Source organism: Bacteroides sp. FSHCM14E1 (genome assembly GCF_019633785.1).
Taxonomy (GTDB): domain Bacteria; phylum Bacteroidota; class Bacteroidia; order Bacteroidales; family Bacteroidaceae; genus Bacteroides; species Bacteroides hominis.
The window spans coordinates 72,258-93,941 of record NZ_JADKYL010000016.1 but is presented as its reverse complement, the minus strand read 5'-3'; the positions used below and the strand labels follow the sequence as shown (position 1 = coordinate 93,941).

Below are 21,684 nucleotides of genomic sequence, written 5' to 3'. Positions count from 1 at the left end.
TATAATTATGGCATTCAAATCCATTTCTGCAGCAGAAGCTGCCAGCCTTGTAAAACATGGCTATAACATCGGCCTCAGCGGTTTTACCCCCGCAGGAACGGCCAAAGCTGTCACTTCCGAAATAGCGAAAATAGCGGAAGCGGAACATGCAAAAGGAAACCCTTTCCAGATCGGCATCTTTACCGGAGCTTCTACCGGCGACTCATGTGATGGTATATTATCACGTGTAAAGGCTATCCGTTATCGTGCCCCTTACACAACCAATCCCGATTTCCGTAAAGCAGTGAATAACGGTGAGATTGCCTATAATGACATTCACCTTTCACAAATGGCACAAGAAGTGCGCTACGGATTCATGGGAAAAGTGAATGTAGCTATCATCGAAGCTTGTGAAGTGACTCCGGATGGAAAAATCTATCTGACAGCTGCCGGTGGAATTGCACCAACCGTCTGCCGACTGGCCGATCAGATCATCATTGAGTTGAACAGTGCACATAGCAAAAATATGATGGGAATGCATGACGTGTACGAACCGCTCGACCCGCCTTACCGTCGTGAAATTCCAATCTACAAACCGAGTGACCGCGTCGGACTACCTTATATACAAGTCGACCCGAAAAAGATTGTAGGTATCGTAGAAACAAACTGGCCGGATGAAGCCCGTTCATTTGCGGCTGCCGATCCTATTACTGATAAGATTGGTCAGAATGTGGCCGACTTCCTGGCTGCCGACATGAAACGTGGCATTATTCCTTCCACATTCCTTCCGTTACAATCGGGAGTAGGTAACATCGCCAACGCAGTTTTAGGAGCCTTGGGACGCGATAAAACAATCCCTGCTTTCGAAATGTATACCGAAGTTATCCAAAACTCTGTGATCGGATTAATCCGTGAAGGTCGTGTAAAATTCGGAAGTGCCTGCTCACTGACCGTAACCAATGACTGTCTGCAAGGCATTTATGACGACATGGACTTCTTCCGTGATAAACTGATTCTCCGTCCGTCTGAAATCTCTAACAGTCCGGAAGTAGTCCGCCGTTTAGGAATCATCTCTATCAATACCGCCATTGAAGCAGATATTTATGGTAACGTAAACTCTACCCATATCGGTGGAACCAAGATGATGAACGGTATCGGCGGCTCGGGCGATTTTACACGCAATGCTTATATTTCCATCTTTACTTGTCCGTCAGTGGCTAAAGAAGGCAAAATCAGTTCCATCGTTCCGATGGTTTCTCATCTGGATCACAGTGAGCACTCCGTTAATATCGTTATTACCGAACAGGGAGTAGCCGATTTGCGTGGCAAAAGTCCGAAGGAAAGAGCACAGGCAATCATCGAAAACTGTGCACACCCGGATTATAAACAAATCTTATGGGATTATCTGAAACTGGCCGGTAATAAGTCACAGACTCCTCACGCCATTCAAGCTGCTTTGGGAATGCATGCCGAACTGGCTAAAAGCGGAGATATGAAAAACGTGAACTGGGCAGAATACGAAAAATAAACGATAAACGATGAACGATGAACCGACTGTGACTTCTACAAAGTGTTCATCGTTCATCATTTACAATTTACCAGTATTTCGCATACTTTATTTTGAAAATTCCTTGCTTTGGCTGCCGACAATACATTTTGGTTCATAATGGCAAAGGCCACCTGATGACCGTTAGCCATCTTTAGGTAACCGGCTAATGTGTTAATGGCAGTATAAGATCCCGTTTTGGCATGTACATTCTTAAATGCCGACCCTTTTTTCATACGATTCTTAAGTGTTCCATCAATACCTGCAACCGGAAGAGCTTTATAGAGCTTCCGAAAAATATCCGTTCTCGAATAAGCAAACTTCAAAAAATCAACCAACAGGGCAGGAGAGAGGTAATCGTAATTTGACAATCCACAACCATCAGCTATTTTATAATTGTCCGGATCATGCCCCAAATCTTTAATCAGCCGATGGATCTCATCGATCCCGTCTTTAGCCGAAACTTGCTTTTTGCCTGTAGCTTGTGCTCCTAAACGGCAAAGTAATGCTTCCGCACTCAAGTTATCACTTTCTTTCATAATCTGGTCTACTACTTTCTGAACGGGACATTCCCAACGTGCCATGCGGGTAGAAAGACTGTCGGGCTGAAAGCTGTCGAAAGCATACTGCTCCGAAATCTCTATCCCTCTATTACGTAAACGTTCGACAAAGGTATGCAGAAAGAAGTCCTGCGAAGAATACACATTCACATCACCAATTCTTCTATTCTCTACATTTCCACTGACAATAAGATTATTTTTATTCTCTAACCATCCTCTCGAAACAGAAAACTTACCGGCAGAAGGAGTACGTGTCTCAGTTTCATTGATCACAGTATAATAAGAGGACGATGGTTCAAAACTCAGGCGCGCCGAGTCACCACGTATCGTTCCCGGTACAGCCGTTACTTTCACTACACCTTTATGATACATCAATGGCGACAAATAAGGCTGAAAAGAATAGGGAGTATCATCCCATGCCCAACCGCTTCCCCAATAAAGAGAATCTTTCATCGATATATCTCCATAGATTCTCCCTTTCAATACTGAAAAAGGAAAAGTTATCACTTCCTCCACCAATGCATTCATACCTTCATCGTCAAACTCCGGGTCAAATCCGCCAATCACATAAATGTCTCCGCGGAGCGTATCATGTTCTATAGTACCTTTATACCACACTTCGGTCCGGAAAGGTTCATCTGCATCCGGCCGGGCAAGCGCGGTTATAGTAGTTAATAGTTTCATGGTAGATGCCGGACGCGAAAGCTTGGCATCACGGTATGTATAGAGTGATTTCTTTGCAGTCAGATCATACACGGAAATACCAACTTCGGAACCTTGGGGCAATTCCTTCTTAATAAGTGAATCAATTGCGGCGAAATCTACCTGCCCCCGGATAATAATTGAAAAACAAAAAGAGAATAAAATAAATAAATTCAGTTTCTTCATAATGCTTATAAACAACGAATGACAAGTCATAAATTACGGGTTACGAGTAATTGCGCCATTATACGCATGATACTTATAACCCGTAACTTACAACTTGTAACTCTTACAATGCTTCACGGAATATTTCGGCAACAGTAGGATGGGGAAAAACAATCTTCTTCCATTCGGCCGCTTTTAGTTTCATTTCTATGGCCATACCTGCTAATGTGATAATTTCAGAAGCCGGATTGCCTAAAACATGTGCTCCCAAAATCGTATCATCATCTCCAAGCAATACTTTACATACACCGTTTACCCCTTCATTTTCGGCAACAAAACGTCCAGAATATGCCATAGGAAGCTTTACAGCACGATAAGCAATACCTTTCGCAATAAGGGACTCTTCTGTTTGCCCGACTCCGGCTATTTCAGGATTGGTATACACTACACCGGGAATAGCACGATAACTCATTGTATCTGTTTTACCGAGAATTGCATGTACGGCTACTTCCGCTTCACGAACTGCCGTATGTGCCAATAAAGAAAATCCGGTTAAATCCCCACATACATATACTCCGGGCAATGAACTTTCCATCTGCCCGTTTACTAAAATACTTCCGCGCTCTGTCCGTTGAAGATTCAGGTTCTCAAGTCCGAAACCTTTTGTTACCGGACGGCGACCTACACTCATTAGCAATTTCTCCGCAGTCACATTTCCGGCACCATCTGCATTCTCATAAGAAACTAAGCACCCCTCCTCTGATTGTGCCAACGAGACAACTTTAGTACTCAACAGAAATGTAATGCCCCGTTTGGCATAGTCAGCACGCAACAGAGCAGAAAGCTCTTTATCCATGCCTCCCAAGATCTCGTCCATCATTTCAATGACGGTCACTTTCACACCCAGACTGCTGAAGAATGATGCAAACTCCATACCAATCACTCCACCACCTACGATAGCAAGCGAAGCGGGCAATTCCTTATTGTCTAATGCTTCCCGATGTGTCCAATAATTTACCGTATCGATTCCGGAAATAGGAGGAATGAAAGTCTCGGATCCTGTGCAAAGAATTAAGTTATCACATTCATAGATTTCTTCGCCACAGCAGATTTTGTTTTTGTCCAAGATTGTTGCTTCTCCATTTATGATAGTAACATTATTAGACGTTAATTTTGATTTAACCCCCAAAACCAACTTGCGTACTACCTTCGACTTACGAGCAATGATCTTCGAAAGATCAAACGAAGCCTCAGAAACTGTTACAGCATACTTTGAAGCATGTTTAGCCCCATCATATGTCTTTGCCGAATAGAGCAATGTTTTTGTAGGTATACACCCTTCGTTTAAACAAACTCCTCCTAAATTCTGTTTCTCAAAAAGCAACACGCTTAAACCTGCTTTTCCAGCAGCTTCGGCAGCAGTGTAACCGGCAGGTCCCCCGCCGATAATAATAACCTGGTATTTCATAGCTTACTAAATTAAGTTTCTTGTTTTTTCAATCAGTTCTATAAATTCCTTTTCTTTCACCGGAAGTACAGAAGCATATTTTCCATTTCCATATTCTATCAATAAATAGTTTGTCACTGCAAAATTTCCGAATTTCATAGAATGCACTTTGCGGACTGAAGTAATTTCTGCTATGGGAATAGTTTTCTTACGGATAAACCGCCCATAGTTAAGTATCAGCAAACCGTCAGTGGTAACAGTATAAACTGTATGTATGATCTGTTCGATGATAACAATCAGAAACAACATCATCAAAGTAGCCAATATAATATTCTTACACCATAAGAAACCAAAAGCATTAATGCCCAATACAACCAGCAGAAAATACTGGTACCAGACAATGCGAGCATGAAAAATACGGTTCATTTTGTCAGATTTTTGGCGGAAAGTTAGTAAAATTATGAATTAATGGCAACGAAAAGCACAACGAAAAAACTTATTTTGTAGCTTTGCGGTGATAAACACTAAAACTTATGGTTAAAAAGTTCGATTTCCTCGTAATCGGTTCCGGTATCGCCGGAATGAGTTTTGCCCTAAAAGTGGCACATAAAGGAAAAGTTGCCCTTGTTTGCAAAAGTGGGCTGGAAGAAGCAAACACTTATTTTGCCCAAGGAGGAGTGGCCTCAGTGACCAATCTGCTGGTAGACAATTTCGAGAAACATATTGAAGACACAATGATTGCTGGTGACTGGATCAGCGACCGTACTGCTGTAGAGAAAGTCGTGCGTGAGGCTCCTGCGCAAATACAAGAACTGATCAGCTGGGGTGTAAACTTCGACAAAAATGAAAAAGGGGAGTTCGATCTACACCGGGAAGGCGGCCATTCGGAATTTCGTATTTTACACCATAAAGATAATACCGGCGCTGAAATTCAAGACAGTTTGATTCAAGCTGTACAACAACATCCCAATATTACGGTAATTGAAAATCATTTTGCCATAGAAATCCTGACACAACACCATTTAGGAGTAACTGTCACCCGCCAGACACCGGACATAAAATGCTACGGAGCTTATATACTCGATCCCCGAACAGGTAAAGTGGATACGTATCTGGCCAAAGTGACACTAATGGCAACAGGTGGAGTGGGGGCTGTTTACCAGACCACTACTAATCCGCTTGTAGCGACCGGAGACGGTATCGCCATGGTATACCGGGCTAAGGGAACCGTAAAAGACATGGAGTTCGTACAATTCCATCCGACAGCTCTTTACCATCCGGGCGACCGTCCTTCTTTCCTTATTACGGAAGCAATGCGTGGATATGGCGGTGTGCTCCGCACAATGGACGGAAAAGAATTCATGCAAAAATATGATCCACGTTTATCTTTGGCACCCCGTGATATCGTGGCACGTGCCATTGACAATGAAATGAAAAATCGTGGGGACGACCATGTTTATCTGGACGTAACACACAAAGATCCTGAAGAAACCAAAAAACATTTTCCTAACATATACGAGAAATGCCTCAGCTTAGGAATCGACATTACCAAAGAATATATTCCCGTAGCACCATCCGCACACTACCTGTGTGGAGGTATTAAGGTAGACTTGAACGCCCAATCCTCTATTGAACGTTTGTACGCTGCCGGCGAATGTTCGTGTACAGGTTTACATGGAGGCAACCGGTTAGCCTCAAACTCGTTGATAGAAGCAGTAGTTTACGCAGATGCTGCCGCCAAACATTGTTTATCGGTGATTGACCAATATTCTTATAACGAAGAGATTCCGGAATGGAATGATGAAGGTACCCGCTCACCGGAAGAAATGGTACTTATTACTCAAAGTATGAAAGAAGTAAATCAGATTATGAGCACTTATGTTGGTATTGTCCGTAGCGATCTCCGGTTGAAACGCGCTTGGGACCGCCTGGATATCCTATACGAAGAGACCGAAAGCCTGTTCAAACGCAGCGTGGCATCTAAAGAAATATGTGAACTGCGCAATATGATTAATGTAGGTTATCTGATTATGCGCATGGCTATGGAACGTAAAGAAAGCCGTGGTCTGCACTACACGGTTGACTATCCACACGCCGGTAAATAAAGAAACAGTATTATTAATGCATAGAAAAAAGGTGGGGCCATAATTAAACAGCTCCACCTTTCTCCAAAATACAGTCTGATTCTATTAATAATTTTCTTTCTTAATTTCGAAATATGCTTGTGGGTGCAGACATGCAGGACATACCTCAGGAGCTTCCTTACCTGCTTCGATATAACCACAGTTACGGCACTGCCATATAACTTCTCCTTCTTTGGCAAATACAGATGCAACTTCAATGTTCTTCACGAAAGCAAGGTATCTTTCTTCATGACCTTTTTCCGCAATAGAGATATTACGATACATAGCGGCGATCATCGGGAAACCTTCCTGCTCTGCAACATCTGCAAAATGAGGATAATCCATAGACCATTCTTCGTGTTCACCGGCTGCGGCAGCCTGCAGATTCTGAAGAGTGTTGCCGATAACACCAGCAGGATAACTTGCAGTGATTTCAACCATACCCCCTTCAAGGAACTTAAACATACGTTTTGCATGTTCTTTTTCCTGATCGGCAGTCTCTGTAAAGATAGCTGCAATCTGTTCGTAACCTTCTTTTTTAGCCACGCTTGCAAAATAAGTGTAACGCATTCTTGCCTGTGATTCACCTGCAAATGATGTCAGCAAATTCTTTTCTGTCTGAGTGCCTTTAATACTTTTAGTCATAATCTGATATATTTTAGATTGGTAATTACGTTTGTCGGTTACTTGCCTTTATTAATAACGCAAATATAAGGATTTAGTTCACAAAACCCGGAATTTTATTCATTAATAATATCTATTGCAATATAGACAAAACTGATCAAAAATAAATAAGATGTTCAAAAACATCTTATTACCATTTATTTTATGTAATTTTGCAACCTCGACTTTGCAAAACAAGGATTATAACGACATTTATCACATTATATATAAGTAAAGAAAGAAATGAAAGTGTTTGATTTCAAACCAAGGTTATTCTCAGCCTTGAAGAACTACTCTAAAGAAACGTTTATGGCCGATTTGATGGCAGGTATCATTGTAGGTATCGTAGCCTTGCCTCTGGCCATCGCATTTGGTATCGCATCAGGCGTATCACCCGAAAAGGGAATTATCACGGCTATTATTGCGGGGTTCATCATCTCGTTGCTCGGAGGAAGCAAAGTACAGATCGGAGGACCTACCGGAGCATTCATTGTCATCATTTATGGCATCATCCAGCAATACGGAGAAGCAGGATTGATTGTAGCTACCCTGATGGCCGGCATACTCCTTATCTTATTGGGAGTTTTTAAATTGGGCGCAATTATTAAATTTATTCCTTACCCGATTATTGTAGGTTTTACCAGCGGTATAGCCGTCACCATTTTCACAACACAGATTGCTGATATTTTCGGATTAAACTTTGGTGGAGAGAAAGTACCGGGAGACTTTATCGGAAAATGGATGATTTATTTCCGCCATTTCGATACAATCAATTGGTGGAACACTATTGTGAGTATTGCCAGTATCATCATTATTGCCATTACCCCCCGGTTCTCAAAGAAAATTCCGGGTTCCCTTATTGCCATCATTGTAGTAACGGCAGTAGTATATTTATTGAAAACATACGCCGGTATTGACACCATCGATACCATTGGCGACCGTTTTACAATCAAATCCGAATTACCTGACGCGACCATGCCTGCACTCAATTGGGAGGCCATCAAGGACTTGTTCCCGGTAGCTATTACCATTGCCGTTTTGGGAGCAATCGAATCGTTATTGTCAGCAACCGTAGCCGATGGTGTAACGGGCGATAAGCACGATTCAAACACCGAACTGATTGCCCAGGGAACAGCCAACCTTATCACACCGTTATTTGGCGGTATTCCTGCTACCGGAGCCATCGCCCGTACAATGACAAACATCAATAATGGCGGTAAAACACCGGTGGCCGGTATAATCCATGCTGTAGTTTTATTGCTGATCCTCCTTTTCCTGATGCCTTTGGCACAGTACATCCCAATGGCATGTCTGGCAGGAGTATTGGTTATCGTATCTTATAACATGAGCGAATGGCGCACTTTCAAGGCATTACTGAAAAATCCCAAATCGGATGTAACAGTACTGCTTATCACTTTTTTCCTCACCATCATCTTCGACCTGACTATCGCCATCGAAGTAGGCCTGGTGATTGCATGTATCTTGTTCATGCGCCGTGTAATGGAAACTACCGAAATATCTGTCATCAAAGACGAAATAGATCCGAATGACGAACTGGACATCGCGGTGCGCGAAGAACATCTGATAATACCTGCGGGAGTGGAGGTATATGAGATTAATGGTCCGTACTTTTTCGGCATCGCAACCAAATTTGAAGAGACAATGGCACAACTGGGCGACCGTCCCAAAGTACGCGTCATACGTATGCGTAAAGTTCCATTTATCGATTCAACCGGTATTCATAACCTGACCAGCCTCTGCAAAATGTCTCAAAAAGAAAAGATCACCATTGTGCTCTCGGGAGTAAATGAAAAAGTGCACAACACGCTCGAGAAATCCGGCTTCTATGAATTACTGGGAAAACAAAACATCTGTCCGAACATTAATGTAGCACTGGACAGAGCCAAAGAAATTATGAATTTATAATCTGATACTATCTGCACACAACAGGCGGGTGGAAGTGGACGGAGGTCACTTTCATCCGCTTTCCTTATTTTTAATAATCACCAATTCTATGGATTTTGTGTTGCATTATACCTTTTTATAGGTATTGTAGACTCTTTCATGTACACATACCTTTGCGGCTCGCTAATTTTTAATATTAATTTAATGCCGTTAAATGTATGAAGCAAATGTATAGTGCCCTGCTTGTATTAGTTTTACTAATATTCCCATCGTTACTTTTTGCCACAGAATCAGAGTCCGCCGATAGAGTACCCACCATCCGTGGAGTAGTCTACGATGAAACAGATACACCATTGGCTTCGGCCACTGTCCAGATAGAAGGAACCACCATCGGAACAACAACCAATAGTGAAGGCCGTTTTATTTTGCGCAATCTGGCTCATAAGGTTTACAAGATAAATATCAGTTTTGTGGGATATGTCACTCAGACGCGTACTGTTGATCTCACTTCAAGGAATGTGGCACAACTCTCTTTCACCCTCTTACCTGACGAAAACTTATTATCGACAGTAGAAGTATTCGGAGAACGATATAAACAACCGAAAAAACTGGATGCCATCACCCGCATGCCATTACGCCCCAGTGAACAGATACAGAGTATTTCTGTAATCTCAGAAAAATCGATTGCCGAACAGGGAGCACTCACCGTAATCGATGTTACAAAAAATGTACCCGGAGTTACTCTTTTCGGATCGTATGGCGGAGTAAGAGAAAGTATGTCCATCCGCGGATACCGGGGAGTACCCATTTTAAAGAATGGAGTCCGGATAGATTCCGATTTCCGTACCGGATCTGCTTTATCCGAAATGCAGGGAGTAGAAAGTGTACAGGTTATCAAGGGTTCTGCAGCCGTCACACAAGGTATCGGAAACGATCTCGGAAGTGCAGGCGGAGTAATCAACGTAGTAACCAAAACACCCAAGTTCACCAATGAAGGAGAAATATCTTTGCGTGCAGGCAGCTGGGGATTGTTCCGTCCCACATTCGACGTACAGTCCGTTCTGGATAAAAATCAGACGATCGCTTTCCGTATGAACGGTGCCTTCGAACGTTCGGATAATTATCGCCCGGTCATCCATTCCAATCGCGTATATATCAACCCTTCATTAGAATGGCGTCCGGACGACAAAACAAGCATTACCATAGAAATGGATTATCTGAATGATAACCGTACTCCTTATACCAGTTCAGTCAATCTATCGAAAGATACGGAAGAGAATCTCTACGACATGCCACACAACAAATTCCTGGGATTCAAAAACGATAATGTAAACAACAAGACGCTGACTTATGCCGCACGCATCACCCGCCAGCTGACAGATAATATCAGTGTGCGGGCAGCATACTTCGGCTCTTCATATAAAGTGGATAATACAAGTACTTCCGTAAAAACCGTAGTCAATAAAGAATATAACATGCGTAGAAGAACGATTTCACGTTCATTACGCGATGACCGCAACTCAACTTTCCAGCTTGACTTCATCGGCAGAGATATTTTCACCGGCCCTGTTAAACATACATTCCAATTGGGATTCGACTACAAAAACACCGATCTGTCGATCACCAATTATACCCCTGTCAATATAGACACTATCAACGTACTGGCCCCGAGTATCTCGAATGTGCTACCTGTCGCGGTTAAATTTGTTCCCGAGACCCCGGTAAAATCCAATTCTTCAAGTTATGGAATAATGGCACAGGAGGTAATGACTTTTAATAAGTATATAAAAGCTATTCTGGGACTGAGGTACAGTTATATCAGCAGCCAGGACGATACAAGTGCAGGTCCCACTACCGGAGATGCCTGGAATCCGATGTTGGGCATCATGTTGACTCCTATAAAGAACATCAATTTGTTCGGTTCATATACAACCACTACCAGCCTCCTTCATGCGGCCAGACGAATGGAGAACGGAGACGAAATAGGTCCGTCGAATACCCGCCAATTTGAGGTAGGCATCAAGTCTGACTGGCTGAATAACCGCCTGCGCTTTAATCTGACATATTTCGATATCCTTACTAAAAACCTCTCTTATAGTACTTATCATCCGGGAACTACGCAACCTACCGGTTATTTTGATAAAGCGGGAAGCCTGAAAAGAAAAGGTATCGAAACCGAATTAAGCGGAAGTATACTTGAAAACCTCCAAGTAATGATGGGTTACGCTTATCTGGATGCAAAATACGAAAACAGCCCGGCCTTTAAAAATGGTTCAGCCCCGATGAATACCCCTAAACATACTGCTAACGGATGGATTCAATACCGATTTGACAAAGGAGTATTAAAAAGACTATCAGCCGGTATAGGAGTCTATTTCGTAGGTAAACGTCCTGTGAATGATTTTGCAATCAAACCGGACGGACACGGTTCCATGACCAACGAAAAGCCTTTTGACATGCCCGGTTATACTACAATAAACGCCCAGTTGGCCTATAGTATCCACAAGTTTACTGCCCGTGTATACCTGAACAATTTGTTCGACGCATTAGGATATAATTCTTACTATCGTGGAGGATACATCAACCAGATCGATCCACGTAATTTCTCAGCAATAATCTCTTACCGTTTTTAAATGAAGATAAAAAGATATTGCCGTTATATTCATCTTTGGCTCTCCCTTCCGGCAGGGATTCTGATCAGTATTATTTGCTTTACAGGTGCCATCCTCGTATTCAAAGAGGAACTCCTGGCAATGATGGGATATGAATCTATCCGCGAAAGTCCGTTAATGATAGTGATGAAGCTGCATCGGTGGCTTATGGATGATACCCGGACGACAGGCAAAATGATAGTAGGCATCTCCACTCTTTTTTTCATCTTTATATTGATCAGCGGGCTTACAGTTTACTGGCCACGCAAATGGAAAAAAAGCCGGCTGACAATAGAACACCAAAGAGGAAAACGGAGATTCATGTTCGATCTACACTCCGTACTGGGATTCTATGGAGCACTTATCTTGCTGGTATGTGCACTGACCGGATTAATGTGGTCCTTTCAATGGTACAGAGATGTAGTAAGTTTTATCTTTGATGTGGAAGTAAAACGGGGGGCTCCCGTCTGGAAAGTAGTACGTGCCTTACATTTCGGAACCTATGCAGGAATGTTTTCAAAAATCATCACCTTTATTGCTGCTTTGATAGGAACTTCATTACCTATCACAGGATATTGGATGTATTTGAAAAGAAAAAATCTGGTTTAACTTCCTTCCTTCAATAAAGGAAAGGTACTTTTCCGGATAAGAAAATATAAGAGGATGTATCGAAACTCACCACAGAGGACACAGAGTAACTTTAGAGTAAATCTAAAGTAATATTCTTAGTCTATGATAATCTGTGTAATCTATGGTGAAAGAGTTTTGATACAACTCCTCTTACTTACTTTACTCAAGTATTTAATCTTTCCCGGACTGATCGGGATACAGCGATTTATAATAATTGATACGTTCTGTCCATGGCCTGTATTCAAATGGAAATACGTGTTGCTTCTCTGCCCATTCATCCCATTTTTTCTCCAGTGTTTTTACTTTTTCCGGATAATTGGCAGACAAATCGTTTTGTTCAAACGGATCCTGCAATAAATGGAACAACTCCCAGGGTTGCTTACCATTGGCCCTGACTAACTTCCAGTCCCCGGATATGATTCCACAAGATGTCTGATGTTCGAAAAACAAATCTCTTTTCGGTAGCTTCTTTCCTTTTAATGCCGGAAAAATGGTTCTACCTTCCGGAGCATTAATCGAATGATTCCTAAACTCCCGGGGATATTTCACAGAAGCTATATCCAGACAAGTGGGAAAAAGATCGATAATGTGAGTGAATTCATGACAAACCACTCCTTTCTTCCCATCAGGTTGCCCGCCTCCATACATTACAATCAAAGGTGAACTGGTACCTCCCTGAAAACACCATTGTTTGTAACTGCGGAAAGGAGTATTACTCAAATCAGCCCGCAGCTGTGTGATCAGATCACCTTCATTGGTGGCTCCATTATCACTTAAGAATAAAAATACGGTATTATCAAATATACCTTTCTCTTTAGTGGTCTTTATTACTTCTCCAATACCATCATCCATAATTTCAATCATAGCGGCATAAGTAGCCATCTCCGTAATCCAACGTTCCTGTTGCTGCGGAGTAAGACTATCCCAGGCCGGCCGTTTTCCTCTGAATTCCCTCTCAAATATCGGCAGCTGTTTTTCGGAATCCGTTAAACCATTTTTCCGGATGCGCTCGAAACGCTGTTTACGCAACACATCATATCCCACTTTATATCTTTCACGGCAAGCGTCCACTCTTTCTTTAGGAGCCTGCAAAGGTAAATGAGGGGCATAGTGGGCCAAATACATAAACATAGGCTCATCAACCGGATGCTGACGGATAAAACTAACGGCAGAGTCGGTAATGGCTGTGGTATAATAATAGTCTTCTGGAAACTCTGCAATATGCTGTAACCCGGAATATACGGGTTTCGGAGTATAATAACTTCCACCTCCAGAAAGACAACCATAGTATTTTTCGAATCCCCGCTCAACCGGATAGCTTCCATTCGGCTTGGAGAATGCACCGTCAACGGTAACATGCCATTTACCACTCATATAAGTATGATATCCGTTTTCCCGAAACACTTCTGCGATAGTAGGATATTGCTCTGATATTTGACCTCTATATCCGGGACGATGTTCATCTACAGCAGTCATCCAACCCATACCTACTTCATGTTGGTATCTGCCTGTCAACAAAGCAGCTCTGCTGGGACAACTGCGCCCTGTGTTCTTAAACTGGCTGAAACGTATTCCGTTTTCCGCCAAGAAATCTATATTGGGCGTATGCACTTCTCCCCCGTAACACGATAAATCAGAAAATCCCATATCATCACACAAAATCAGAATAATATTGGGTTTCGTTTTATCCGGATTTGTTTTATGGTTTGTCGCTTGGGCTCCCCAAGCATTCTGCATACCCGTGGTAAACAGCAGGGAACATATCAGATAATTGTTTTTCATAGGTTCAAATGATTTAAAATTTACTCTTTTATCCACACTCCTGTAATCTCTGCCACATAGACATGATGCAGACCTCCATGGGTAGTATACCACTGTTCATAGACAGACGGATCCAGAAAATTTTCTTTCTTCAGCACATCTGTGTACATTTTCCGACATTCCATATTAAGCCTTCCCTGTTCAAACAGAATATTACCTTTATCCGTAATAATTGGCTTTAATCCGGTTTCTTTTATCTTATCTACTTCACGTCCCGACTTAGAACCGCATATTTTATGTATGGCCTTATTCTCCTGTCCTAAAAAAGAAAGAGTAAAATAATCGTTATTTTGTATAAAATCGAACGTATATCTTTCCGGACGAATAAAAACATAAACCACCGGTTTATTCCACAAAAAACCAATACCTCCCCAATTGGCGGTCATGGTATTAAACGCATCTTTATTACCAGCAGTTACCAGCATCCATTCTTTACTGATGGACTCAAAGAAATTATCAGTAAGTTCGTTGATATCAATTGATTTCATCCTATTAAAATCTGTTTATAAATGACATATTAAAAATAATTCTCAATAAGAAGCAGAGGCCGAAAGTCCCTCTTTCGTAAGAAGAGCCACAATCCGGTCTAACTCCTCGGGAGTGGCTTTCTGCAAGTCCTGATCGGGAGTTTCTCGATCGATCGTATAAATCATTACCTGTCTCGGGGCGATATCCTTCACAACTTCCAGCCAGGGAAGTACATACTTGTCAGAAGTATTATCCACATCTTTCCCCTTATATTTTCCTTTCATAAACATAGTCTGCACGATACAATTGCCTTTAAAAGCTTTTAAAAGTCCGACTGTTCCATTCAGATCGTATCGTCCGTTCGGACGATCTACAGTCCGGATATACTCTTCATCCACCGTGTCCAACTTCAAAATATTATTATCCACCCGGTTCAATGCATTAAATACAGCCGGACGATTGATAAAAGTAGCATTGCTGAGTACACTTACTTTTGCTTCCGGAAAATATGCATCACGCAAAGCAAGCGTGTCTTCAATTATTTCCGGAAAGTGAGGATGTGCAGTCGGTTCACCGTTTCCGGCAAAGGTCAATACATCAGGAGCCGGACCATTGCTCTTCATTTCTTTAAGTTTATCTTCCAGAGCCATACGGACTTCTTCGCGGGTCGGTAATGAAGATTTAGGACGATGTTCGCCATTGTAACCACATTCACAATAAATGCAATCGAAAGAACATACTTTTCCGTCGGAAGGAAGTAAATTTATTCCAAGTGAGACCCCTAAGCGACGTGAATGAACCGGTCCGAATATGGGAGAAGGAAAAATAATAGTCATACTTAATTCTGTTTAATCTTAGAAACTGTTTTGAATTTCTACAAAATTACTAAAACTTTAGACGCAGCTGCATTTGTATATCCGTTTTTTTATTTCCCCTGATCAGGTCGTTGCCGGAACCTATTTCATCACGATCAAAATACGTAGTTTGTCCGAGCTTGGCAATTGCTGTCCAATGCTTGTTCATATCATAGCGAAAATGAATAGCCAAGCGAATACCTTCTCCCTGAAAAGATGGAGTATAAAAAGAATACAGCAACCCTTTCTCGTAGATATAAATACGTGAATCATAATCGTCTGTATGGAAATAACTACCTTGCAATTCTGTTGTCAGAGGCAACCGGGAAAGTTTCCATCCGGCCTTTTGCGTCAGTTGATAACCTTTCCCCGCCGTTTTCCCGGATGAATGAAAATGGTTATAATCTACCGTTGTCCGGAAAGATAACGAAGAACAGGGTAAATAGTTCAAACGATAACGCAGCCGGTGATGATAGGTAGGCAGAATCACCTTTCCCTTCGTAGCGGTCACATCACGCTCTTTCCGTTTATAACGGTAATTCACATACATATCAACCGTTTTCGACGGAACGTAATCTGCCTGAAAGAACAGATCCACTCCTTTCGAAGCCTTACTTATCCGGTACCTCCACCAGGGAAAAGAAAACAGATCGGCAGAAATGAAAAACGTCCAGCGACTAAAAGGATTTACAGAAGCAGCTAAATACCATCCGTTTTCATTCTGAACACTACTTCCTTCACTAAATGAATGAGCAAACATAGCCCAATAATCATGTGAATAATAACGGTGAACCAACATCAACCGTATATCTTGTAAAGGAGAATAAAGTACCTGATTCATAAAAGCCATACCACTGATCCCCAAAGCAGCTTCTCCTTGTATAGAAAAACGATGAAAACGATATTTATAATCCATACCCAGATTATAAAAAGAACGACCATGCAGATTGTATTTTGAATAGTCTTTAAGTTCCGGTTCATAAGACCTGTTAAAACAGTAGTAAACACCGGTTATACCCAGTTGATAACTATTCCCGGTATAGCTGATATTTCCTCCGCCCATCTGCATAACCAATTGATTCATTTTATCAGCTTCCTTTTTGCTTCGATGTAAACCTGTTTTATAAATCGAGGTAATTTCACCGTCTTTTATCACTCCATCCAACGAACGATGTGAATAAAATACAGAAAGTGTCCATTGTTTCCATTTTAAAGCTATGGCACTCCCACGGAAATAATTATATTCATCGGTAGAAGCATGTCTGCGTATCCCTGTATTTCTGAAAGTGAAAGACGAAGAATAAGCTGTTTTTCCAAACATAGAACCTTGTCCGAGTACCAGTCCCTGACCGAAATTCAACCGATAGTTTCCTACAATTCCCGTTTTCAGTATTCCTATATCATGAAGGAGTAGATAGAAAGAGTAGTAATCGTATCCCTGCTTATTATGTAAAGCTCCGAAAGGTTCGCCGCTATCTTTCTCGGCAACTATGCCTGCATAAACTTTTTCCCGATAGTGAAATCCGTATTTCACCGAGTTATAAACAGCAGGACCCAGGTAATTTTTCTCATATCCCTTACGCCTATACAAAGGCACATCCATACGAGTCACCACTTCATGTTTTCCATATTTTAAAATCTGCTTTAACGTAACAGACTCTTTCTTATCAACAGGCTCTACACAGACAAAAGGAAGCAGATATTGAATAGTCTGCCGATCCAACTCCTCCACTAACTGAAGTTCATAGACAGTCTGCATCGATCCGTGAATATAAATGTACGCAAGTAAATTCTCAATCTGAACATCATTAAGAAAAGGAAACCGCTGTAGCTGCTCTTTGGTGGCAGAGTTTATATTAACAGGGTTGTTAACAAGATCGGTTAATTCCTCCAATTCATTCTCCCAATTGCGCGTATTCCCTTCTTCATCGGCTATTGACAGGTTTTCCATTATGTCCTCCCAAGGATAATCCGAATTATTCTGAGCATGGCAAGTAGAAGTTATCAACGCTATATTAACAAGTAGAAATACACAGAATATAGATATATATCTATTCATTTCATGTGTGATTATTGTGTTCTAAATAGTAAACGAATTGTCGAAGATAATTTAAATAGGTTAATGCTGCAAGGAAAATCATAAATATAAATTTATTCCCTTATTTTTGCAAAATGAATATGAGGCTTATCATAGGACTACTGATGTTATCCATCGCCTTATTGTTTTCTTCTGCATCACAGGCACAGGAAAAAACAAATCTCGGTGGATATCTGGTACCTATGTGTGTTTATAACGGTGATACAATACCTGCCTTTCAGATTCCGACCATCCACATATTCAAGCCTTTAAAATTCAGGAATAAGAAAGAGCAGATGGAATATTACAAATTAGTGAGAAACGTAAAAAAGGTATATCCCATTGCCAGAGAAATTAACCAGACTATCATTGAAACTTACGAATACTTACAAACTTTACCCAATGAAAAAGCCCGGCAACGCCATATTAAACGAGTAGAAAAAGGGTTGAAGGAACAATATACTCCACGAATGAAAAAACTCTCTTTTGCACAAGGCAAGCTGTTGATAAAGTTGGTAGACCGCCAAAGTCATCAGAGTTCTTATGAACTGGTAAAAGCATTCATGGGGCCTTTTAAAGCAGGCTTCTATCAGACATTTGCTGCTCTTTTCGGAGCCAGTTTAAAAAAACAATATGACCCCGAAGGAGAAGATAAGCTGACTGAACGCGTGATAGTATTAGTGGAAAGCGGACAATTGTAAATCCGCTGCTTAATAACCAAGCAATTAATAGCTTCGAAACCAACTATAAATTGTTTATCAACAGCCTACCAATATCCTATTTCAACTTCTTAAATAAGTCCCAGATAACAATTCCCGCTGTTACCGACACGTTCAATGAATGCTTTGTACCATATTGAGGAATTTCAATGCAACCATCCGAATGGTCAATAACCTCCTGCTGCACTCCTTTTACTTCATTTCCCATAACTACAGCATATTTCTTCGAACGGTCCAGTGTTAACTCATCCAACATGATACTCCCTTCCGCCTGTTCGACAGAGTATACCACATATCCTTCACTCCGGAGGTTATCAACCGTTTCAACTGCGTTATTAACATACTTCCAATCCACTGTAAACTCGGCTCCCAAAGCTGTCTTATGCATCTCGGGATGGGGAGGAGTAGCCGTAATTCCACACAGATAAATACATTCAATCCGGAAAGCATCTGCCGTACGAAACACAGAACCGATATTATGCAAACTCCGTATATCGTCCAACACTACAACTAAAGGCAATTTATCAGCTTCTTTAAACTCTTCTATACTTATCCGGTTCAGCTCGGTTATTTTCAATTTTCGCATGATGATGTTGTTTCTGTTAGTATGTTGCAAAAGTAATTCTTTTCTTGTTAACATAGGTGTTGATAACGGTTTAAAACCTGTCAAAAGAATCAGCATATATTTTGAAAACTAATTCTTGCATTATTCAAATGAAGGTATAAGAGCAACGGGATATGAACAATACAAAAAAGTTAGCTTCAACTTTCCAAGCATACTTCAACAGATTTTTCAGTACTAATTAGCCTGTTTATATCCATAAAGTTTTTAACTTTGCACTTTATCAACAAGGTGTTAATGAAGTTAGCAATATAGCTTATTATCAATAAATAGACACGTTCATAAACTGATTATAAACTTAGATAAGTAACTAATAACTTATCCGGCAAGAAAAAGCCGATTTATTTGCTAACACTATTAACAGGCTATAATCACTAACAAAGGATTTCTTTTTAAAAGAAGAGAAAAAATAAGAATATAATGAATCGAGAAGAATGGGTGAATAAGGGATTCGTTGACGAACCCGTAGACAAAAGCATTGATCTGAAAGCAGCCATCAATGAACTGAAAAAAGAAAAGAATGCGGTAATCTTGGGACACTATTACCAGAAAGGCGAAATACAAGATATTGCCGACTACATTGGAGACAGTTTGGCTTTGGCTCAAATTGCAGCCAAAACCGATGCGGATATTCTTGTGATGTGTGGCGTTCATTTCATGGGAGAAACCGCAAAGGTGCTTTGTCCGGACAAGAAGGTACTGGTGCCCGACTTGAATGCAGGATGTTCGTTGGCAGACAGCTGTCCGGCGGACAAGTTTGCTGAGTTTGTGAAGGAACATCCGGGATATACGGTGATTTCGTACGTAAATACAACGGCAGCAGTCAAAGCAGTGACGGATGTGGTGGTTACTTCGACTAACGCAAAACAGATTGTGGAAAGTTTCCCGAAAGATGAAAAAATTATTTTCGGACCGGACCGTAATCTGGGGAATTATATAAACTCGATCACAGGACGTGAAATGCTGTTATGGGACGGAGCTTGTCATGTGCATGAACAATTCTCGGTGGAGAAAATAGTGGAGTTAAAAGCTCAATATCCCGATGCCGTAGTACTGGCACATCCTGAGTGTAAAAGTGTAGTATTGAAACTGGCCGATGTAGTGGGGTCTACGGCTGCCTTATTAAAATATGCAGTGAACAGTGACAAGCAACGGTTTATTGTAGCTACCGAAGCAGGCATCATACATGAAATGCAAAAGAAGTGCCCGCAAAAAACATTCATTCCTGCCCCTCCTAACGATAGTACCTGCGGATGCAATGAATGTAACTTCATGCGGCTGAACACGCTGGAAAAGCTCTATAATTGCCTTAAATATGAATTCCCTGAAGTAACTGTTGACCCGGAAGTTGCTAAAGAAGCAGTGAAACCGATTAAACGAATGTTGGAAATTTCAGAGAAACTGGGTTTATAAACAGGCTGTGAATAAATAGTTAACTTTACGGTTAATAATTGATAGATCTATGATATGAAAGAGTTGTATTATACTTATATATAAAGGTATAATACGGCTCTTTGTTATTAACAGGGATAGTTGAAATCTCTGTTAATAATAGAATATAGGTAATTTGATAGAGCAGGTTCATTCAATCGGAAGCTATTCTTTAAAGAAGGGATGAAAAAGTTGGTAAAGAATGATAGAGAAGTAATGGTATTAAAAGAACTAAAGTTAGAATTATAACGCAAAAACATGGGGATGTTTTATATGAAAAGATCCCCATGTTATATATCAAAACATCCGGATGTTATAACTAATAACATCCGGATGTTTTGATAATGGAGATTTAAAGTTTTGGACTGGATAAAGTGCAAAAAGAGTTCGTTATATACACGCTGTTGTGTTATACTATAATCTCTTTTAGCAGGAGATAGATAAATGAATCCTCCGGAGGAAAATTACATTCCTCCGGAGGATTCATTTATCTATCCGTTTTTATCAATCAGATGGAGCGGAGAAATTCGCATAATTTGTTTACGGCTAAAGCACGATGACTGATTTGATTTTTTATTTCATTTCCCAGTTCTGCAAAAGTCCGGTCATATCCTTCGGGGATGAATACAGGATCATATCCAAAGCCTGAATTACCTCTTTTTTCCTTGATTATTTCGCCTTTTATCACTCCTTCAAAAAGATACTCTTTTCCGTCCAGAATAAGCGAAATGGCAGTACGAAACTGTGCTCTGCGGTTTTCTTTTCCTTCCAGCTCCTGCATGAGTTTCAATATGTTGGCTTCTGCATTATGTCCTTCTCCTCCGGCAAAGCGAGCCGAATATACACCGGGAGCCCCTCCCAATGCTTCAACTTCCAATCCGGTGTCATCACCAAAACAGTCCAATCCATAGTTTTGGTAAATAAAGGATGATTTCAGATACGCATTACCTTCCAGAGTGTCCGCTGTTTCGGGAATATCTGTATGGCAGTTTATATCGTCAAGGCTGAGCAGTTCAACTTTATCTGCTAATATGGATGATACTTCTTCCAGTTTATGTGCATTATTAGTGGCAAAAACAAGTTTACGTTTCATTGTCTGTTATTTATTTTAGATTTTAATCGACTTGACTTAACCGATTGAGAATAATTAGTGAGGTTCTTGAGAAACAGAGATAACAAGTTAGCAATGGTTCGATTTTCAGCGATTTGCGGTGCTATACTGTTAAATAACTCTTTCTGGATACAAAAGTATAACAATTCTCTGAATGTACAAATATTGACTTCTTAATTTAGGTTATTCAATTCTTCATAGATATCTGCT

Annotated in this window: 17 protein-coding genes; 7 read left to right on the top strand and 10 right to left on the bottom strand. The window is 40.9% G+C overall.

What is annotated here, in order from left to right; translation table 11 throughout:
- The first annotated feature begins 7 nt into the window (after positions 1–7).
- Positions 8–1,507 carry an acetyl-CoA hydrolase/transferase family protein gene (locus ISX59_RS19100; RefSeq protein WP_005782811.1) on the top strand — a complete coding sequence of 500 codons (1,500 nt, stop codon included), beginning with the start codon at positions 8–10 and terminating at the stop codon, positions 1,505–1,507.
- 56 nt (positions 1,508–1,563) lie between these two features.
- On the opposite strand, the gene dacB is transcribed toward ISX59_RS19100, so the two are convergent.
- The 3 genes from dacB to ISX59_RS19085 all read right to left on the bottom strand — a co-directional run bounded on the left by dacB (position 1,564) and on the right by ISX59_RS19085 (position 4,825).
- Positions 1,564–2,973, bottom strand: coding sequence for a D-alanyl-D-alanine carboxypeptidase/D-alanyl-D-alanine-endopeptidase (gene dacB, locus ISX59_RS19095; protein ID WP_032535580.1), 1,410 nt, complete (start codon positions 2,971–2,973; stop codon positions 1,564–1,566).
- 103 nt (positions 2,974–3,076) lie between these two features.
- Positions 3,077–4,420 carry a dihydrolipoyl dehydrogenase gene (gene lpdA / locus ISX59_RS19090; RefSeq protein WP_032540944.1) on the bottom strand — a complete coding sequence of 448 codons (1,344 nt, stop codon included), beginning with the start codon at positions 4,418–4,420 and terminating at the stop codon, positions 3,077–3,079.
- A gap of 6 nt (positions 4,421–4,426) precedes the next feature.
- Positions 4,427–4,825, bottom strand: coding sequence for a PH domain-containing protein (locus tag ISX59_RS19085; protein ID WP_032531545.1), 399 nt, complete (start codon positions 4,823–4,825; stop codon positions 4,427–4,429).
- Between the two features lie 107 nt (positions 4,826–4,932).
- Here ISX59_RS19085 and nadB point away from each other — a divergent pair, with 107 nt between their 5' ends.
- A complete protein-coding gene (nadB, locus tag ISX59_RS19080) occupies positions 4,933–6,504 on the top strand; it encodes an L-aspartate oxidase (RefSeq protein WP_005782820.1) in 1,572 nt (523 codons plus the stop codon).
- A gap of 84 nt (positions 6,505–6,588) precedes the next feature.
- Here the strand turns inward: nadB and rbr are convergent, their stop codons facing one another.
- Complete coding sequence (rbr, locus tag ISX59_RS19075) at positions 6,589–7,167, bottom strand: rubrerythrin (RefSeq protein WP_005782823.1); 579 nt, start codon at positions 7,165–7,167, stop codon at positions 6,589–6,591.
- Between the two features lie 261 nt (positions 7,168–7,428).
- Between rbr and ISX59_RS19070 the strand changes: the two genes are divergently transcribed.
- From ISX59_RS19070 to ISX59_RS19060, 3 genes are all read left to right on the top strand, one after another.
- On the top strand, positions 7,429–9,111 hold the full coding sequence (locus ISX59_RS19070) for a SulP family inorganic anion transporter (protein WP_005782825.1): 1,683 nt from the start codon (positions 7,429–7,431) through the stop codon (positions 9,109–9,111).
- Between the two features lie 197 nt (positions 9,112–9,308).
- Positions 9,309–11,723 carry a TonB-dependent receptor gene (locus ISX59_RS19065; protein ID WP_032540942.1) on the top strand — a complete coding sequence of 805 codons (2,415 nt, stop codon included), beginning with the start codon at positions 9,309–9,311 and terminating at the stop codon, positions 11,721–11,723.
- Positions 11,724–12,350 carry a PepSY domain-containing protein gene (locus ISX59_RS19060; protein WP_005782830.1) on the top strand — a complete coding sequence of 209 codons (627 nt, stop codon included), beginning with the start codon at positions 11,724–11,726 and terminating at the stop codon, positions 12,348–12,350.
- A gap of 192 nt (positions 12,351–12,542) precedes the next feature.
- Here ISX59_RS19060 and ISX59_RS19055 read toward each other — a convergent pair whose 3' ends face one another.
- From ISX59_RS19055 to ISX59_RS19040, 4 genes are read right to left on the bottom strand one after another with little or no spacing between them, the layout of a single operon-like run.
- Positions 12,543–14,153, bottom strand: coding sequence for an arylsulfatase (locus tag ISX59_RS19055; RefSeq protein ID WP_032540941.1), 1,611 nt, complete (start codon positions 14,151–14,153; stop codon positions 12,543–12,545).
- A gap of 20 nt (positions 14,154–14,173) precedes the next feature.
- Positions 14,174–14,680, bottom strand: coding sequence for a flavin reductase family protein (locus ISX59_RS19050; protein ID WP_005782834.1), 507 nt, complete (start codon positions 14,678–14,680; stop codon positions 14,174–14,176).
- A gap of 42 nt (positions 14,681–14,722) precedes the next feature.
- A complete protein-coding gene (locus ISX59_RS19045) occupies positions 14,723–15,496 on the bottom strand; it encodes a radical SAM protein (protein ID WP_032540940.1) in 774 nt (257 codons plus the stop codon).
- Between the two features lie 49 nt (positions 15,497–15,545).
- Entirely contained in the window at positions 15,546–17,573 is a 2,028-nt protein-coding gene (locus tag ISX59_RS19040) for a helix-hairpin-helix domain-containing protein (RefSeq protein ID WP_032540938.1), read from the bottom strand.
- 119 nt (positions 17,574–17,692) lie between these two features.
- On the opposite strand from ISX59_RS19040, the gene ISX59_RS19035 reads away from it, so the two are divergent.
- Positions 17,693–18,292 carry a DUF4294 domain-containing protein gene (locus ISX59_RS19035; protein WP_022011333.1) on the top strand — a complete coding sequence of 200 codons (600 nt, stop codon included), beginning with the start codon at positions 17,693–17,695 and terminating at the stop codon, positions 18,290–18,292.
- A 76-nt stretch (positions 18,293–18,368) separates the two neighbouring features.
- Here the strand turns inward: ISX59_RS19035 and ISX59_RS19030 are convergent, their stop codons facing one another.
- A complete protein-coding gene (locus ISX59_RS19030) occupies positions 18,369–18,896 on the bottom strand; it encodes an RNA methyltransferase (protein ID WP_005782842.1) in 528 nt (175 codons plus the stop codon).
- A 456-nt stretch (positions 18,897–19,352) separates the two neighbouring features.
- Here ISX59_RS19030 and nadA point away from each other — a divergent pair, with 456 nt between their 5' ends.
- On the top strand, positions 19,353–20,345 hold the full coding sequence (gene nadA, locus ISX59_RS19025) for a quinolinate synthase NadA (protein WP_032540937.1): 993 nt from the start codon (positions 19,353–19,355) through the stop codon (positions 20,343–20,345).
- 526 nt (positions 20,346–20,871) lie between these two features.
- On the opposite strand, the gene ISX59_RS19020 is transcribed toward nadA, so the two are convergent.
- Positions 20,872–21,456 carry a non-canonical purine NTP diphosphatase gene (locus ISX59_RS19020; protein WP_032540935.1) on the bottom strand — a complete coding sequence of 195 codons (585 nt, stop codon included), beginning with the start codon at positions 21,454–21,456 and terminating at the stop codon, positions 20,872–20,874.
- Positions 21,457–21,684: the final 228 nt, after the last annotated feature.

What these genes read in the sequence shown, in the direction of transcription:
- ISX59_RS19100 (WP_005782811.1), top strand. Translation starts at nt 8, where the DNA reads ATGGCATTCAAATCCATTTCTGCAGCAGAAGCTGCCAGCCTTGTAAAA.
- dacB (WP_032535580.1), bottom strand. Translation starts at nt 2,973, where the DNA reads ATGAAGAAACTGAATTTATTTATTTTATTCTCTTTTTGTTTTTCAATT.
- lpdA (WP_032540944.1), bottom strand. Translation starts at nt 4,420, where the DNA reads ATGAAATACCAGGTTATTATTATCGGCGGGGGACCTGCCGGTTACACT.
- ISX59_RS19085 (WP_032531545.1), bottom strand. Translation starts at nt 4,825, where the DNA reads ATGAACCGTATTTTTCATGCTCGCATTGTCTGGTACCAGTATTTTCTG.
- nadB (WP_005782820.1), top strand. Translation starts at nt 4,933, where the DNA reads ATGGTTAAAAAGTTCGATTTCCTCGTAATCGGTTCCGGTATCGCCGGA.
- rbr (WP_005782823.1), bottom strand. Translation starts at nt 7,167, where the DNA reads ATGACTAAAAGTATTAAAGGCACTCAGACAGAAAAGAATTTGCTGACA.
- ISX59_RS19070 (WP_005782825.1), top strand. Translation starts at nt 7,429, where the DNA reads ATGAAAGTGTTTGATTTCAAACCAAGGTTATTCTCAGCCTTGAAGAAC.
- ISX59_RS19065 (WP_032540942.1), top strand. Translation starts at nt 9,309, where the DNA reads ATGAAGCAAATGTATAGTGCCCTGCTTGTATTAGTTTTACTAATATTC.
- ISX59_RS19060 (WP_005782830.1), top strand. Translation starts at nt 11,724, where the DNA reads ATGAAGATAAAAAGATATTGCCGTTATATTCATCTTTGGCTCTCCCTT.
- ISX59_RS19055 (WP_032540941.1), bottom strand. Translation starts at nt 14,153, where the DNA reads ATGAAAAACAATTATCTGATATGTTCCCTGCTGTTTACCACGGGTATG.
- ISX59_RS19050 (WP_005782834.1), bottom strand. Translation starts at nt 14,680, where the DNA reads ATGAAATCAATTGATATCAACGAACTTACTGATAATTTCTTTGAGTCC.
- ISX59_RS19045 (WP_032540940.1), bottom strand. Translation starts at nt 15,496, where the DNA reads ATGACTATTATTTTTCCTTCTCCCATATTCGGACCGGTTCATTCACGT.
- ISX59_RS19040 (WP_032540938.1), bottom strand. Translation starts at nt 17,573, where the DNA reads ATGAATAGATATATATCTATATTCTGTGTATTTCTACTTGTTAATATA.
- ISX59_RS19035 (WP_022011333.1), top strand. Translation starts at nt 17,693, where the DNA reads ATGAGGCTTATCATAGGACTACTGATGTTATCCATCGCCTTATTGTTT.
- ISX59_RS19030 (WP_005782842.1), bottom strand. Translation starts at nt 18,896, where the DNA reads ATGCGAAAATTGAAAATAACCGAGCTGAACCGGATAAGTATAGAAGAG.
- nadA (WP_032540937.1), top strand. Translation starts at nt 19,353, where the DNA reads ATGAATCGAGAAGAATGGGTGAATAAGGGATTCGTTGACGAACCCGTA.
- ISX59_RS19020 (WP_032540935.1), bottom strand. Translation starts at nt 21,456, where the DNA reads ATGAAACGTAAACTTGTTTTTGCCACTAATAATGCACATAAACTGGAA.